22 protein-coding genes are annotated in these 12689 nt (G+C 63.2%); all 22 read left to right on the top strand.

The window, feature by feature from the left end; genetic code table 11:
- The first annotated feature begins 183 nt into the window (after positions 1–183).
- On the top strand, positions 184–555 hold the full coding sequence (gene rpsL / locus ACSHT2_RS07660; RefSeq protein WP_007603006.1) for a 30S ribosomal protein S12: 372 nt from the start codon (positions 184–186) through the stop codon (positions 553–555).
- A gap of 15 nt (positions 556–570) precedes the next feature.
- On the top strand, positions 571–1041 hold the full coding sequence (gene rpsG / locus ACSHT2_RS07655; RefSeq protein ID WP_194393362.1) for a 30S ribosomal protein S7: 471 nt from the start codon (positions 571–573) through the stop codon (positions 1039–1041).
- 32 nt (positions 1042–1073) lie between these two features.
- The gene (fusA, locus tag ACSHT2_RS07650; protein ID WP_319327107.1) at positions 1074–3146 is read left to right on the top strand and encodes an elongation factor G; all 2073 of its coding nucleotides are present in this window, start codon (positions 1074–1076) and stop codon (positions 3144–3146) included.
- A 40-nt stretch (positions 3147–3186) separates the two neighbouring features.
- Positions 3187–4377, top strand: a complete 1191-nt coding sequence (gene tuf / locus ACSHT2_RS07645; RefSeq protein ID WP_028177965.1) for an elongation factor Tu — start codon at positions 3187–3189, stop codon at positions 4375–4377.
- An 82-nt stretch (positions 4378–4459) separates the two neighbouring features.
- Entirely contained in the window at positions 4460–4768 is a 309-nt protein-coding gene (gene rpsJ / locus ACSHT2_RS07640; protein ID WP_002712302.1) for a 30S ribosomal protein S10, read from the top strand.
- 52 nt (positions 4769–4820) lie between these two features.
- Complete coding sequence (gene rplC, locus ACSHT2_RS07635; RefSeq protein WP_024342448.1) at positions 4821–5534, top strand: 50S ribosomal protein L3; 714 nt, start codon at positions 4821–4823, stop codon at positions 5532–5534.
- A gap of 1 nt (position 5535) precedes the next feature.
- Positions 5536–6156 (top strand): 50S ribosomal protein L4, encoded by a 621-nt coding sequence (gene rplD, locus ACSHT2_RS07630; RefSeq protein WP_018647243.1) that lies wholly within the window; start codon positions 5536–5538, stop codon positions 6154–6156.
- Positions 6153–6455 (top strand): 50S ribosomal protein L23, encoded by a 303-nt coding sequence (locus ACSHT2_RS07625; RefSeq protein WP_007603019.1) that lies wholly within the window; start codon positions 6153–6155, stop codon positions 6453–6455. Before rplD ends, ACSHT2_RS07625 begins: the two co-directional genes overlap by 4 nt.
- A gap of 12 nt (positions 6456–6467) precedes the next feature.
- The gene (gene rplB / locus ACSHT2_RS07620) at positions 6468–7301 is read left to right on the top strand and encodes a 50S ribosomal protein L2 (protein WP_440641039.1); all 834 of its coding nucleotides are present in this window, start codon (positions 6468–6470) and stop codon (positions 7299–7301) included.
- A 12-nt stretch (positions 7302–7313) separates the two neighbouring features.
- Positions 7314–7592: a 30S ribosomal protein S19 gene (gene rpsS, locus ACSHT2_RS07615; RefSeq protein WP_008136357.1), complete on the top strand. Its 279-nt coding sequence runs from the start codon at positions 7314–7316 to the stop codon at positions 7590–7592.
- Positions 7593–7602: 10 nt separating this feature from the next.
- Positions 7603–7989 (top strand): 50S ribosomal protein L22, encoded by a 387-nt coding sequence (gene rplV / locus ACSHT2_RS07610; RefSeq protein WP_024342451.1) that lies wholly within the window; start codon positions 7603–7605, stop codon positions 7987–7989.
- Positions 7990–8006: 17 nt separating this feature from the next.
- The gene (gene rpsC / locus ACSHT2_RS07605) at positions 8007–8729 is read left to right on the top strand and encodes a 30S ribosomal protein S3 (RefSeq protein ID WP_028177968.1); all 723 of its coding nucleotides are present in this window, start codon (positions 8007–8009) and stop codon (positions 8727–8729) included.
- A 30-nt stretch (positions 8730–8759) separates the two neighbouring features.
- On the top strand, positions 8760–9173 hold the full coding sequence (rplP, locus tag ACSHT2_RS07600; RefSeq protein WP_008136349.1) for a 50S ribosomal protein L16: 414 nt from the start codon (positions 8760–8762) through the stop codon (positions 9171–9173).
- A gap of 5 nt (positions 9174–9178) precedes the next feature.
- Positions 9179–9385: a 50S ribosomal protein L29 gene (gene rpmC / locus ACSHT2_RS07595; RefSeq protein ID WP_270160725.1), complete on the top strand. Its 207-nt coding sequence runs from the start codon at positions 9179–9181 to the stop codon at positions 9383–9385.
- Between the two features lie 13 nt (positions 9386–9398).
- The gene (gene rpsQ, locus ACSHT2_RS07590; RefSeq protein ID WP_028177969.1) at positions 9399–9647 is read left to right on the top strand and encodes a 30S ribosomal protein S17; all 249 of its coding nucleotides are present in this window, start codon (positions 9399–9401) and stop codon (positions 9645–9647) included.
- 84 nt (positions 9648–9731) lie between these two features.
- A complete protein-coding gene (gene rplN, locus ACSHT2_RS07585) occupies positions 9732–10100 on the top strand; it encodes a 50S ribosomal protein L14 (protein ID WP_007603030.1) in 369 nt (122 codons plus the stop codon).
- Positions 10100–10414: a 50S ribosomal protein L24 gene (rplX, locus tag ACSHT2_RS07580; RefSeq protein WP_028177970.1), complete on the top strand. Its 315-nt coding sequence runs from the start codon at positions 10100–10102 to the stop codon at positions 10412–10414. Before rplN ends, rplX begins: the two co-directional genes overlap by 1 nt.
- Positions 10407–10964 (top strand): 50S ribosomal protein L5, encoded by a 558-nt coding sequence (gene rplE / locus ACSHT2_RS07575; RefSeq protein WP_440641038.1) that lies wholly within the window; start codon positions 10407–10409, stop codon positions 10962–10964. The genes rplX and rplE overlap by 8 nt, the downstream gene beginning before the upstream one ends.
- A gap of 46 nt (positions 10965–11010) precedes the next feature.
- The gene (gene rpsN / locus ACSHT2_RS07570; protein ID WP_440641037.1) at positions 11011–11316 is read left to right on the top strand and encodes a 30S ribosomal protein S14; all 306 of its coding nucleotides are present in this window, start codon (positions 11011–11013) and stop codon (positions 11314–11316) included.
- Between the two features lie 14 nt (positions 11317–11330).
- Complete coding sequence (rpsH, locus tag ACSHT2_RS07565) at positions 11331–11729, top strand: 30S ribosomal protein S8 (protein ID WP_319327114.1); 399 nt, start codon at positions 11331–11333, stop codon at positions 11727–11729.
- A gap of 16 nt (positions 11730–11745) precedes the next feature.
- The gene (gene rplF / locus ACSHT2_RS07560) at positions 11746–12279 is read left to right on the top strand and encodes a 50S ribosomal protein L6 (protein ID WP_440641036.1); all 534 of its coding nucleotides are present in this window, start codon (positions 11746–11748) and stop codon (positions 12277–12279) included.
- A gap of 11 nt (positions 12280–12290) precedes the next feature.
- The gene (gene rplR, locus ACSHT2_RS07555; RefSeq protein WP_024342458.1) at positions 12291–12653 is read left to right on the top strand and encodes a 50S ribosomal protein L18; all 363 of its coding nucleotides are present in this window, start codon (positions 12291–12293) and stop codon (positions 12651–12653) included.
- Positions 12654–12689 lie beyond the last annotated feature (36 nt).

Raw genomic sequence — 12689 nt, 5'->3', positions numbered from 1 at the left:
GGCGTCGAAGCGCTTTCCGCTCGCTGATGGAGCGGTTGGCGCAATTTCGCTTTGTGTGGATTGTTCCGCATGAGGCGGCCTCGTCGGGCGGGTGGCTCGAAAGAATTTGCGGTTCCGGCAACGGGCCGCGGCAAGACAGCGGGCCCGGAAGGGGCCGCGGCAGAAACAAAGGGTAAGGCCAGGATGCCGACGATCAACCAGCTGATCGCTCAACCGCGTGAAGTGCAGAAGTCGCGCAAGAAGGTGCCGGCGCTGCAGCAGTCGCCGCAGAAGCGTGGTGTTTGCACCCGCGTCTACACCACGACCCCGAAGAAGCCGAACTCGGCGCTTCGTAAGGTCGCCAAGGTGCGCCTGACCAACGGCTTCGAGGTGATCGGCTACATCCCCGGCGAGGGCCATAACCTCCAGGAGCACTCGGTGGTCATGATCCGCGGTGGCCGCGTCAAGGACTTGCCGGGCGTGCGCTATCACATCCTCCGCGGCGTTCTGGATACCCAGGGCGTCAAGAACCGTAAGCAGCGTCGTTCGAAGTACGGCGCCAAGCGTCCGAAGTAAGCGGGAACCAGGTCCATGTCTCGTCGCCATTCTGCTGAAAAGCGTGAAGTCCTTCCCGATCCGAAGTTCGGGAACATCATCGTCACGAAGTTCATGAACTCGGTGATGTACGCCGGCAAGAAGTCGGTCGCCGAAGGTATCGTCTACGGCGCGTTCGGTCTCATCGAAAGCAAGACCAAGCAGAGCCCGCTCGGCGTGTTCGAGCAGGCGCTCGAGAACGTCATGCCGACCATCGAAGTGCGCTCCCGCCGCGTCGGCGGCGCGACCTACCAGGTTCCGGTCGAGGTTCGTTCGACCCGCCGGCAAGCTCTGGGCATCCGCTGGCTGATCGCGGCTGCGCGCGAGCGCAACGAGAAGACGATGACCGAGCGGCTCTCGGCGGAGCTCTTGGATGCATCGAATAACCGGGGGAACGCCGTCAAGAAGCGCGAAGACGTGCACCGCATGGCGGAAGCCAACCGCGCCTTCTCGCACTATCGCTGGTAACGGCGACACACTCGGACTCGCAAGGAACGCCCATGCCCCGCCAACATGCCATCGAGGACTACCGTAACTTCGGTATCATGGCTCATATCGACGCCGGCAAGACCACGACGACCGAGCGCATCCTCTATTACACCGGCAAGAGCCACAAGATCGGCGAAGTGCACGAAGGTGCCGCGACGATGGACTGGATGGAGCAGGAGCAGGAGCGTGGCATCACGATCACTTCGGCTGCCACCACCGCGTTCTGGAACGGCAAGCGCCTGAACATCATCGACACGCCTGGCCACGTTGACTTCACCATCGAGGTCGAGCGTTCGCTGCGTGTGCTCGACGGCGCCGTCTGCGTTCTCGACTCGAACCAGGGCGTCGAGCCCCAGACCGAGACCGTCTGGCGCCAGGGCGACAAGTACAAGGTTCCGCGCATCGTCTTCGCCAACAAGATGGACAAGATCGGTGCGGACTTCTTCAAGTGTCTGTCCGACATCGTCGACCGTCTCGGCGCCAAGCCTGTCGCGATCCAGCTGCCGATCGGTGCCGAGAACAACTTCAAGGGTCTCATCGACCTCGTGAAGATGAAGGGCGTCGTCTGGAACGATGAAGCGCTCGGCGCCAAGTTCGACTATGTCGACATTCCGGAAGACCTTGTCGACCAGGCCAAGGAATATCGCGAGAAGATGGTGGAAGCGGCCGTCGAGCTCGACGACGACGCCATGGCCGCTTACCTCGACGGCAAGGAGCCGGACGAGGCGACGCTGAAGAGGCTGATCCGCAAGGCGGTGCTGACCGGCGCCTTCTATCCCGTGCTGTGCGGCTCGGCCTTCAAGAACAAGGGCGTGCAGCCGTTGCTCGACGCCGTCGTCGATTATCTGCCGTCGCCGCTCGACGTGCCTGCGATCAAGGGCACCGATGACAAGGGCAACGAAGTCGTGCGCAAGGCGGACGACAAGGAGCCCCTGGCGCTGCTCGCGTTCAAGATCATGGACGACCCGTTCGTCGGCACCATCACCTTCTGCCGCATCTACTCCGGCGTTCTGCAGAGCGGCACCGGCGTCGTGAACTCGACCCGCGAGAAGAAGGAGCGGATCGGGCGCATGCTGTTGATGCATGCGAACAACCGCGAGGACATCAAGGAAGCCTATGCCGGCGACATCGTCGCGCTGGCCGGCCTGAAGGAAGCGCGCACCGGCGACACGCTGTGCGATCCCGACAAGCAGGTGATCCTGGAGAAGATGGAATTCCCCGAGCCAGTCATCGAGATCGCGATCGAGCCGAAGTCCAAGGCCGACCAGGAGAAGCTGGGCGTGGCGCTGGCCAAGCTCGCTGCGGAGGATCCGTCTTTCCGCGTGTCGACCGATCACGAGTCCGGCCAGACCATCCTCAAGGGCATGGGCGAACTCCATCTCGACATCAAGGTCGACATCCTCAAGCGCACCTACAAGGTCGACGCCAACATCGGTGCGCCGCAGGTGGCGTTCCGTGAGCGCGTCACCAAGCGGGTGGAGCACAGCTACACCCACAAGAAGCAGACCGGCGGTACCGGCCAGTTCGCGGCCGTGTCGTTCATCGTCGAGCCGAACGAGGCCGGCAAGGGCTACGAGTTCGAATCGAAGATCGTCGGCGGCGCGGTGCCGAAGGAATACATCCCCGGCGTCGAGAAGGGCCTCGAGAGCGTGCTGTCGTCCGGCGTGGTCGCGGGCTTCCCCGTGGTCGACGTCAAGGTGACGCTCGTCGACGGCAAGTATCACGACGTCGACTCGTCGGCGCTCGCCTTCGAAATCGCCTCGCGCGCCTGCTTCCGCGAAGCGCTGCAGATGGGCAAGTCCGTCCTGCTCGAGCCGATCATGAAGGTCGAAGTGGTGACCCCGGAGGACTACACCGGCTCGGTCATCGGCGATCTGAATTCCCGGCGCGGTCAGATCCAGGGTCAGGACATGCGCGGCAACGCCAACGTCATCAACGCGATGGTGCCGCTCATGAACATGTTCGGTTACGTGAACAATCTGCGCTCGATGAGCCAGGGTCGCGCGACCTTCACCATGCAGTTCGACCACTACGCAGAAGCGCCGGCCAACGTGTCGGCAGAAGTCCAGAAGAAGTTTGCCTGATTGTCGTCGGTCTCAAGCTGACGATTGAACGGAGAGTCAAATGGCCAAAGCAAAGTTTGAACGTAACAAGCCGCACTGCAACATCGGCACCATCGGTCACGTCGACCATGGCAAGACGTCGCTGACCGCGGCGATCACCAAGATCCTCGCCGAGACCGGCGGTGCGACGTTCACCGCGTACGACCAGATCGACAAGGCGCCGGAAGAGAAGGCCCGCGGCATCACCATCTCGACCGCGCACGTCGAGTACGAGACGCAGAACCGCCACTACGCCCACGTCGACTGCCCCGGCCACGCCGACTACGTGAAGAACATGATCACCGGCGCCGCCCAGATGGACGGTGCGATCCTGGTCGTGTCGGCCGCTGACGGCCCGATGCCGCAGACCCGCGAGCACATCCTGCTCGCCCGCCAGGTCGGCGTCCCCGCGCTGGTCGTGTTCCTCAACAAGTGCGACATGGTCGACGATCCGGAGCTGCTCGAGCTCGTCGAGCTCGAAGTCCGCGAGCTGCTCTCGAAGTACGAATTCCCCGGCGACAAGATCCCGATCATCAAGGGTTCGGCGCTCGCCGCTCTCGAAGATTCCGACAAGAAGCTCGGCCACGACGCCATCCTCGAGCTGATGCGCAACGTCGACGAGTACATCCCGCAGCCGGAGCGTCCGATCGACCAGCCGTTCCTGATGCCGGTTGAAGACGTGTTCTCGATCTCCGGCCGCGGCACCGTGGTGACCGGCCGTGTCGAGCGCGGCGTCGTCAAGGTCGGCGAGGAAATCGAGATCGTCGGTCTCCGCGCCACCCAGAAGACCACCGTCACCGGCGTTGAAATGTTCCGCAAGCTGCTCGATCAGGGTCAGGCCGGCGACAACATCGGCGCGCTGCTTCGCGGCACCAAGCGTGAGGACGTCGAGCGCGGCCAGGTTCTGGCCAAGCCCGGTTCGGTCAAGCCGCACACCAAGTTCAAGGCTGAGGCCTACATCCTCACCAAGGAAGAGGGCGGTCGCCACACCCCGTTCTTCACCAACTACCGTCCGCAGTTCTACTTCCGCACCACCGACGTGACCGGTGTCGTGCATCTGCCGGAAGGCACCGAGATGGTGATGCCGGGCGACAACATCGCGATGGAAGTGCACCTGATCGTGCCGATCGCGATGGAAGAGAAGCTTCGCTTCGCGATCCGCGAAGGCGGCCGCACCGTCGGCGCCGGCGTCGTCGCCTCGATCATCGAGTAATTACGAGAAAAGGGACGGCGAGTAGCGAATGGGTGACATTCGCTATTCGCTATTCGCCACCCACTGAAGAGAGACCACGGCAATGAACGGCCAAAACATTCGTATCCGTCTCAAGGCGTTCGACCATCGTATCCTCGATACGTCGACCCGTGAGATCGTGAACACGGCGAAGCGCACCGGCGCGCAGGTCCGCGGACCCATTCCGCTGCCCACCCGCATCGAGAAGTTCACCGTCAACCGTTCGCCCCACGTCGACAAGAAGAGCCGCGAACAGTTCGAGATGCGCACTCACAAGCGCCTGCTCGACATCGTCGATCCGACCCCGCAGACCGTCGATGCTTTGATGAAGCTCGACCTGGCCGCCGGTGTCGACGTCGAGATCAAGCTCTAAGATTTTGGATCCCGTTCGCTCAAAGCGGACAGAAAGAACAGGAAGCAAGCCGATGCGCTCCGGAGTGATCGCACAAAAGGTCGGGATGACGCGGGTCTTCACGGAGGCCGGCGAACATATCCCCGTGACCGTGCTGAAGCTCGGCAATTGCCAGGTCGTAGGCCACCGTACCGAAGAGAAGAACGGTTACGTCGCGCTCCAGCTCGGTTCTGGCAGCCGCAAGACCGTTTACATGCCGAAGGCCGAGCGCGGCCAGTTCGCGGTCGCCAAGGTCGAGCCGAAGCGCCGGGTCGAGGAGTTCCGGGTCAGCGCAGATGCGATGATCCCCGTCGGCGCCGAGATCCAGGCGGATCACTTCGTCGTCGGTCAGTTCGTCGACGTCACCGGCACCTCGGTCGGTAAGGGCTTCGCCGGCGGCATGAAGCGCTGGAACTTCGGCGGTCTGCGCGCCACGCACGGTGTGTCGATCTCGCACCGCTCCATCGGTTCGACCGGTGGTCGTCAGGACCCCGGCAAGACCTGGAAGAACAAGAAGATGCCCGGCCACATGGGTGTCGACCGCATCACCACGCTCAACCTTCGCGTCGTCCAGACCGATGTCGAGCGCGGCCTGATCCTCGTCGAAGGCGCCGTTCCCGGCTCCAAGGGCGGCTGGATCCGCGTGCGCGACGCCGTCAAGAAGCCGTTGCCGAAGGAAGCTCCGAAGCCCGGCAAGTTCAAGGTTGCTGGCGACGCGGAAGCCGCTCCGGCTGCGCAGGAGGCGTGAGATGGAATTGAAAGTCACCACCCTCGAAGGTAAGGAAGCCGGCTCGGTCCAGCTCTCCGACGCCATTTTCGGTCTCGAGCCGCGCGAAGACATCATCGCGCGCTGCGTGCAGTGGCAGCTCAACAAGCGCCAGGCCGGCACGCACAAGGCCAAGGGCCGCGCCGAGATCTGGCGCACCGGCAAGAAGATGTACAAGCAGAAGGGCACCGGCGGTGCTCGTCACGGTTCGGCCCGCGTGCCGCAGTTCCGCGGCGGCGGCCGTGCCTTCGGTCCGGTGGTGCGTTCGCACGCCACCGATCTGCCGAAGAAGGTCCGCGCGCTCGCTCTGAAGCATGCGCTCTCGGCCAAGGCCAAGGACGGCGATCTCGTCGTGATCGAGAAGGCCGCGCTCGAGGCCGCCAAGACCAAGGCGCTGCTCGGTCACTTCTCAGGCCTCGGGCTCACCAACGCGCTGATCATCGACGGCGCCGAGCTCAACAACGGTTTCGCCGCTGCGGCCCGCAACATCCCGAACATGGACGTGCTGCCGATCCAGGGCATCAACGTCTATGACATCCTGCGCCGTCAGAAGCTTGTTCTGACCAAGGCCGCCATCGATGCGCTGGAGGCGCGCTTCAAATGACGAAGAACATCGAGCCTCGCCACTACGACGTGATCCTGTCGCCGGTCGTGACCGAAAAGGCGACGATCGCCTCGGAGCACAACAAGGTGCTGTTCAAGGTGGCCGCAAAGGCGACCAAGCCGCAGATCAAGGAAGCGATCGAGAAGCTGTTCGACGTCAAAGTCAAGAGCGTCAACACGCTGGTCCGCAAGGGTAAGACGAAGATTTTCCGCGGCAATCTCGGCTCGCAGTCGAACTCCAAGCGCGCGATCGTGACCCTCGAAGAGGGTCACCGGATCGACGTGACCACCGGTCTGTAAGGTCGTACGACGATGGCACTGAAGACATTCAATCCCACGACGCCGGGCCAGCGCCAGCTGGTCATGGTCGATCGTTCGGCCCTGTACAAGGGCAAGCCGGTCAAGGCGCTTACCGAGGGCAAGAAGTCCTCGGGCGGCCGCAACAACACCGGCCGCATCACCGTGCGCTTTCGCGGTGGCGGTCACAAGCAGACGCTGCGTACGGTCGACTTCAAGCGCGAGAAGATCGACGTCCCCGCGACCGTCGAGCGGCTGGAGTATGATCCGAACCGCACCGGCTTCATCGCCCTGATCAAGTATCAGGACGGCGAGCAGGCCTACATCCTGGCGCCGCAGCGCCTGGCCGTGGGTGACACGATCGTCGCCGGCAACTACGTCGACGTGAAGCCCGGCAACGTCATGCCGCTCGGCAACATGCCGGTCGGCACGATCATCCACAACATCGAGGTCAAGATCGGGAAGGGCGGTCAGCTCGCGCGTTCCGCAGGCACCTATGCCCAGCTCGTCGGCCGCGACCAGGACTACGTCATCATCCGCCTGAATTCGGGCGAGCAGCGCCTGGTTCACGGTCGTTGCCGCGGCACGATCGGCGCGGTGTCGAACCCGGATCACATGAACACCTCGATCGGCAAGGCCGGTCGCAAGCGTTGGATGGGCCGTCGCCCGCACAACCGCGGTGTCTCGATGAACCCGATCGACCATCCGCACGGCGGTGGTGAAGGTCGTACCTCGGGCGGTCGCCACCCGGTCACTCCGTGGGGCAAGCCGACCAAGGGCAAGAAGACCCGTACCAACAAGTCGACCAACAAATTCATTCTCCTAAGCCGCCACAAGCGGAAGAAGTAAGGAACGCCGGACATGGTTCGTTCAGTCTGGAAAGGCCCGTTCGTCGAGGGTTCTCTGCTCAAGAAGGCAGATGCCGCGCGCGCGTCCGGCCGTCATGACGTCATCAAGATCTGGAGCCGTCGCTCGACGATCCTGCCGCAGTTCGTCGGCCTGACCTTCGGCGTCTACAACGGTCAGAAGCACGTGCCGGTGGCCGTCAACGAGGAAATGGTCGGTCACAAGTTCGGCGAGTTCTCGCCGACCCGGACCTTCCATGGCCACTCCGGCGACAAGAAAGCCAAGAAGGCTTGAGGATTAAACGATGAGCAAACCTAAGCGCGAACGGAGCCTCGCCGAGAACGAGGCCAAGGCGGTCGCCCGGATGCTGCGGGTGAGCCCGCAGAAGCTCAACCTGGTCGCCCAGCTCATTCGCGGCCGGAAGGCGTCTGCCGCGCTCGCCGACCTGCAGTTTTCGCGCAAGCGGATCGCGGTCGACGTCAAGAAGTGTCTGGAATCGGCTATCGCCAACGCCGAGAACAACCATGACCTCGACGTCGACGATCTCGTCGTGGCGCAGGCCTTTGTCGGCAACGGCCTCGTGATGAAGCGCTTTGCCGCCCGCGGCCGCGGCCGCTCGGGCCGTGTCTACAAACCATTTTCGCAGCTGACGATCATCGTTCGTCAGGTCGAAGCCGAAGCAGCCGCTTAAGGGCGCAGGAGAACACGATGGGTCAAAAGATCAATCCGATCGGTCTGCGTCTCGGCATCAACCGGACCTGGGATTCCCGCTGGTTCGCCGGCAAGCAGGAGTACGGCAAGCTGCTGCACGAGGACGTCAAGATCCGTGAGATCCTGCACAAGGAGCTCAAGCAGGCGGCCGTTGCCCGCATCGTGATCGAGCGTCCGCACAAGAAGTGCCGCGTCACCATCCACTCGGCCCGTCCGGGCGTGGTGATCGGCAAGAAGGGCGCGGACATCGACAAGCTGCGCAAGAAGGTCGCGGACATCACTTCGTCCGACGTCGTCATCAACATCGTCGAGATCCGCAAGCCGGAGCTCGATGCGACGCTGGTGGCCGAGTCGATCGCGCAGCAGCTCGAGCGCCGTGTGGCGTTCCGCCGTGCCATGAAGCGCGCCGTGCAGTCGGCGATGCGCCTCGGCGCGGAGGGCATCCGCATCAACTGCTCGGGTCGTCTGGGCGGTGCGGAAATCGCGCGGATGGAGTGGTACCGTGAAGGCCGCGTGCCGCTGCACACGCTGCGTGCCGACATCGATTACGGCGTTGCGACCGCGTTCACCACCTTCGGCACCTGCGGCGTCAAGGTCTGGATCTTCAAGGGCGAGATCCTCGAGCACGATCCGATGGCCCAGGACAAGAGAATGGCCGAAGGCGAGACGGGTGGCAGTGGTGACCGTGGCCGTCAGCGCCGCGACACGGCTGCAGCCTAAAGCCGCACAGGAATTTGAGGGCTTAAAGCCATGATGCAACCTAAGAAAACGAAGTTCCGGAAAGCGCATAAGGGCCGCATCCACGGCGTTGCGTCTTCAGGCGCGACGTTGGCGTTCGGCCAGTTCGGCCTGAAGGCGACAGAGCCTGAGCGCGTTACCGCGCGCCAGATCGAAGCCGCCCGTCGCGCGCTGACCCGTCACATGAAGCGCGCCGGCCGCGTCTGGATCCGCGTGTTCCCCGACGTTCCGGTGTCCAAGAAGCCGGCCGAAGTCCGCATGGGCTCCGGCAAGGGTTCGCCGGAATTGTGGGTCGCGCGCGTCAAGCCGGGCCGGGTGCTGTTCGAGATCGACGGCGTCAACACCCAGACCGCGCGTGAGGCGCTGACCTTGGCGGCAGCCAAGCTGCCGATCAAGACGCGCTTCGTCGAGCGCATTGCGGAGTAATGGCCATGGCCCAGATGAAGATCGAAGACATCCGCGCGATGAGCTCCGACCAGCAGGATGACGCCATCCTGAACCTGAAGAAGGAGCGCTTCAACCTGCGCTTCCAGCGCGCCACCGGGCAGCTCGAGAACACCTCGCGCCTGCGCGAGGCTCGCCGTGACATCGCCCGGATCAAGACCGTCGCCGCGCAGACGCGCGCCAAGAAGAAGTAAGAGGCTTACGAAGATGCCGAAACGTACTTTGCAGGGCGTGGTCGTCAGCGACAAGCAAGCCAAGACCATCGTGGTGCGTGTCGATCGCCGCTTCACGCACCCGATCTACAAGAAGACCATCCGCCGGTCGAAGAACTACCACGCGCACGACGAGAGCAACGAGTTCAAGCCTGGCGACATGGTGTGGATCGAGGAAACGAAGCCGATTTCGAAGTTGAAGCGCTGGGTCGTGATCCGGGGCGAACACAAGAAAAGCGCCTGATCTGTTGGCTCTGGCCGACTGACTTCAGGGAAATGTTGAGCGCCGGCTGGGCTGGCGCAAAGAGAAAGAGGACGAGGTGCATCAATGATTCAGATGCAGACCAACCTCGACGTGGCCGACAATTCTGGCGCACGCCGTGTCATGTGTATCAAGGTGCTCGGGGGCTCCAAGCGCCGCTACGCCACGATCGGCGACATCATCGTCGTGTCGATCAAGGAAGCGATTCCGCGTGGCAAGGTGAAGAAGGGCGACGTGATGAAGGCCGTCGTGGTGCGCGTCCGCAAGGACATCCGCCGCGCTGACGGTTCGGTCATCCGCTTCGACCGCAACGCCGCCGTCCTGATCAACAACCAGTCCGAGCCGGTCGGCACCCGTATCTTCGGGCCCGTGCCGCGCGAGCTGCGCGCCAAGAACCACATGAAGATCATCTCGCTCGCGCCGGAGGTGCTGTGATGGCTGCGAAGATCCGCAAGGGCGACAAGGTCGTCGTGCTGACCGGCCGCGACAAAGGCCGCACCGGCGAAGTGTTCGAGGTGCGTCCCGACGCCGGTACCGCGCTGGTGCGCGGCATCAACGTGGTCAAGCGTCACCAGAAGCAGACGCAGGCCCAGGAGGGCGGCATCATCTCGAAAGAGGCGCCGATCCAACTGTCCAACATCGCGTATGTCGGGAAGGACGGAAAGCCGACCCGCATCGGATTCAAGATTCTGGCGGACGGCAAGAAGGTCCGCATCGCCAAGAGCTCGGGAGCTGAGATCGATGGCTGAGGCCGCTTACACGCCGCGCCTGCGCGCGGAATATGATGCGACGATCCGCACGGCCATGACCGAGAAATTCGGTTATGAGAACGTCATGCAGGTTCCGCGCCTGGACAAGGTCGTGCTGAACATGGGCGTCGGCGATTCCGTCAACGACCGGAAGAAGGCCGAGACCGCCGCTGCCGAGCTGACCCAGATCGCCGGCCAGAAGGCGATCGTGACCTACTCGCGTATCGCTATCGCGACGTTCAAGCTGCGTGAGAACCAGCCGATCGGCTGCAAGGTCACGCTGCGCAAGGCGCGCATGTACGAGTTCATCGATCGCCTGGTGACGGTCGCGCTGCCGCGCGTCCGCGACTTCCGCGGCCTGAACCCGAAGAGCTTCGACGGCCGCGGCAACTACTCGCTCGGCATCAAGGAGCACATCATTTTCCCCGAGATCGACTTCGACAAGGTCACGGAAGCCCGCGGTATGGACATCACCGTCTGCACCACGGCCAAGACCGACGAAGAGGCGAGGGCCTTGTTGACCGCTTTCAATTTCCCGTTCCGGCAGTGAGACGCTGACCTAAAGCCTCTCAAACGCGGATACCCAGGAGCCAAGCATGGCAAAGAAGAGTTCAATCGAGAAGAACAACAGGCGCAAGCGGATGGTGAAGAACGCCGCCGCCAAGCGCGAGCGGTTGAAGGCGATCATCGCCGACAAGACGCTGCCGATGGAGGAGCGGTTCGCCGCGACCCTGAAGCTGGCGGAAATGCCGCGCAATTCGTCGGCGACCCGCATCCGCCTGCGCTGCGAGCTGTCGGGCCGCCCGCGCTCGAACTACCGCAAGAACAAGCTGTCCCGTATCGCGCTGCGCGACCTTGGCTCCAAGGGCATGGTCCCGGGCCTCGTGAAGTCCAGCTGGTAAGGAGGGTCGTTTAGATGTCAACGCACGATCCAATCAGTGATCTGATCACCCGTATCCGCAACGCGCAGATGCGTTCGAAGACCAAGGTCTCCACGCCTGGCTCGAAGATGCGCGAGAACGTGCTCGAGGTTCTGAAGGCCGAGGGCTACATCCGCGGTTACGCCACGCTCGAGCATTCCTCGGGTCGCAGCGAGATCGAGATCGAGCTGAAGTATTTCGACGGCGAGCCCGTCATCCGCGAGATTGAGCGCGTTTCCAAGCCCGGGCGTCGCGTGTACGCCTCGGTGAAGGCTCTGCCGCGGGTCAACAACGGACTCGGCATTTCGGTGTTGTCGACGCCGAAGGGGATCATGGCCGACCACAGCGCGCGCGACGCGAATGTGGGCGGTGAAGTCCTCTTCACGGTGTTCTGAGAAGGATTTTTGATCAATGTCACGTGTTGGCAAAAGGCCTGTCCCGGTGCCGTCGGGTGTTACCGCGACCGTCGATGGGCAGACCGTCAAGATGAAGGGGCCGAAGGGCCAGCTTCAGTTCATCGTTCATGATGACGTCGAGGTGAAGCTCGAGGACGGCCAGGTCAAGGTCAAGCCGCGGACCGAGACCAACCGCGCGCGGGCGCTGTACGGTACCGCTCGCGCCCAGGTCGCGAATCTGGTCGAGGGTGTCACCAAGGGCTTCGAGAAGAAGCTCGAGATCACCGGCGTCGGCTATCGCGCCGCGATGCAGGGCAAGAACCTGCAGCTCGCGCTCGGCTACAGCCACGACGTGATCTATCCGATCCCCGAGGGGATCACGATCACGGTGCCGAAGCCGACCGAGATCACGGTGGCGGGCAGCGACGTCCAGCGCGTCGGCCAGGTCGCCGCCGAGATCCGCTCCTATCGTCCGCCGGAGCCCTACAAGGGCAAGGGCGTGAAGTATGTGGGCGAATTCATCTTCCGCAAGGAAGGCAAGAAGAAGTAACGGAGCCGGTCATGTCGAAAGCCAAGGTTACGAATGCCCGGCGCAAGCGGAGTGTGCGGCTGAAGCTGCGCCGTTCCGCCGGCGGCCGTCCGCGCCTGTCAGTGTTCCGCTCGTCCAAGCACATCTACGCCCAGGTCATCGACGACCTGAAGGGCGAGACGCTGGCCTCCGCCTCGTCGCTCGAGAAGTCGATGCGCGACGGCGGCAAGACCGGTGCTGACATCGATGCGGCGAAGGCGGTCGGCAAGTTGCTGGCCGAGCGCGCTGCCGAGAAGGGCGTCAAGGAAGTCGTGTTTGATCGCGGCAGCTATCTCTATCACGGGCGCGTCAAGGCTCTGGCCGACGCGGCGCGTGAGAGTGGGCTGAGCTTCTAACAGAATTTGAGGATTGGGGCGTAAGCCTCTGAAGGA

Origin of the sequence: Bradyrhizobium sp. PUT101 (genome assembly GCF_052043945.1) — a bacterium.
Classification (GTDB): domain Bacteria; phylum Pseudomonadota; class Alphaproteobacteria; order Rhizobiales; family Xanthobacteraceae; genus Bradyrhizobium.
The sequence above is the reverse complement of the archived record's forward strand: the minus strand, read 5'-3'. Positions and strand labels throughout refer to the sequence as shown.

Coding starts and splice junctions, on each gene's coding strand:
- rpsL (WP_007603006.1), top strand. CDS start 184: ATGCCGACGATCAACCAGCTGATCGCTCAACCGCGTGAAGTGCAGAAG.
- rpsG (WP_194393362.1), top strand. CDS start 571: ATGTCTCGTCGCCATTCTGCTGAAAAGCGTGAAGTCCTTCCCGATCCG.
- fusA (WP_319327107.1), top strand. CDS start 1,074: ATGCCCCGCCAACATGCCATCGAGGACTACCGTAACTTCGGTATCATG.
- tuf (WP_028177965.1), top strand. CDS start 3,187: ATGGCCAAAGCAAAGTTTGAACGTAACAAGCCGCACTGCAACATCGGC.
- rpsJ (WP_002712302.1), top strand. CDS start 4,460: ATGAACGGCCAAAACATTCGTATCCGTCTCAAGGCGTTCGACCATCGT.
- rplC (WP_024342448.1), top strand. CDS start 4,821: ATGCGCTCCGGAGTGATCGCACAAAAGGTCGGGATGACGCGGGTCTTC.
- rplD (WP_018647243.1), top strand. CDS start 5,536: ATGGAATTGAAAGTCACCACCCTCGAAGGTAAGGAAGCCGGCTCGGTC.
- ACSHT2_RS07625 (WP_007603019.1), top strand. CDS start 6,153: ATGACGAAGAACATCGAGCCTCGCCACTACGACGTGATCCTGTCGCCG.
- rplB (WP_440641039.1), top strand. CDS start 6,468: ATGGCACTGAAGACATTCAATCCCACGACGCCGGGCCAGCGCCAGCTG.
- rpsS (WP_008136357.1), top strand. CDS start 7,314: ATGGTTCGTTCAGTCTGGAAAGGCCCGTTCGTCGAGGGTTCTCTGCTC.
- rplV (WP_024342451.1), top strand. CDS start 7,603: ATGAGCAAACCTAAGCGCGAACGGAGCCTCGCCGAGAACGAGGCCAAG.
- rpsC (WP_028177968.1), top strand. CDS start 8,007: ATGGGTCAAAAGATCAATCCGATCGGTCTGCGTCTCGGCATCAACCGG.
- rplP (WP_008136349.1), top strand. CDS start 8,760: ATGATGCAACCTAAGAAAACGAAGTTCCGGAAAGCGCATAAGGGCCGC.
- rpmC (WP_270160725.1), top strand. CDS start 9,179: ATGGCCCAGATGAAGATCGAAGACATCCGCGCGATGAGCTCCGACCAG.
- rpsQ (WP_028177969.1), top strand. CDS start 9,399: ATGCCGAAACGTACTTTGCAGGGCGTGGTCGTCAGCGACAAGCAAGCC.
- rplN (WP_007603030.1), top strand. CDS start 9,732: ATGATTCAGATGCAGACCAACCTCGACGTGGCCGACAATTCTGGCGCA.
- rplX (WP_028177970.1), top strand. CDS start 10,100: ATGGCTGCGAAGATCCGCAAGGGCGACAAGGTCGTCGTGCTGACCGGC.
- rplE (WP_440641038.1), top strand. CDS start 10,407: ATGGCTGAGGCCGCTTACACGCCGCGCCTGCGCGCGGAATATGATGCG.
- rpsN (WP_440641037.1), top strand. CDS start 11,011: ATGGCAAAGAAGAGTTCAATCGAGAAGAACAACAGGCGCAAGCGGATG.
- rpsH (WP_319327114.1), top strand. CDS start 11,331: ATGTCAACGCACGATCCAATCAGTGATCTGATCACCCGTATCCGCAAC.
- rplF (WP_440641036.1), top strand. CDS start 11,746: ATGTCACGTGTTGGCAAAAGGCCTGTCCCGGTGCCGTCGGGTGTTACC.
- rplR (WP_024342458.1), top strand. CDS start 12,291: ATGTCGAAAGCCAAGGTTACGAATGCCCGGCGCAAGCGGAGTGTGCGG.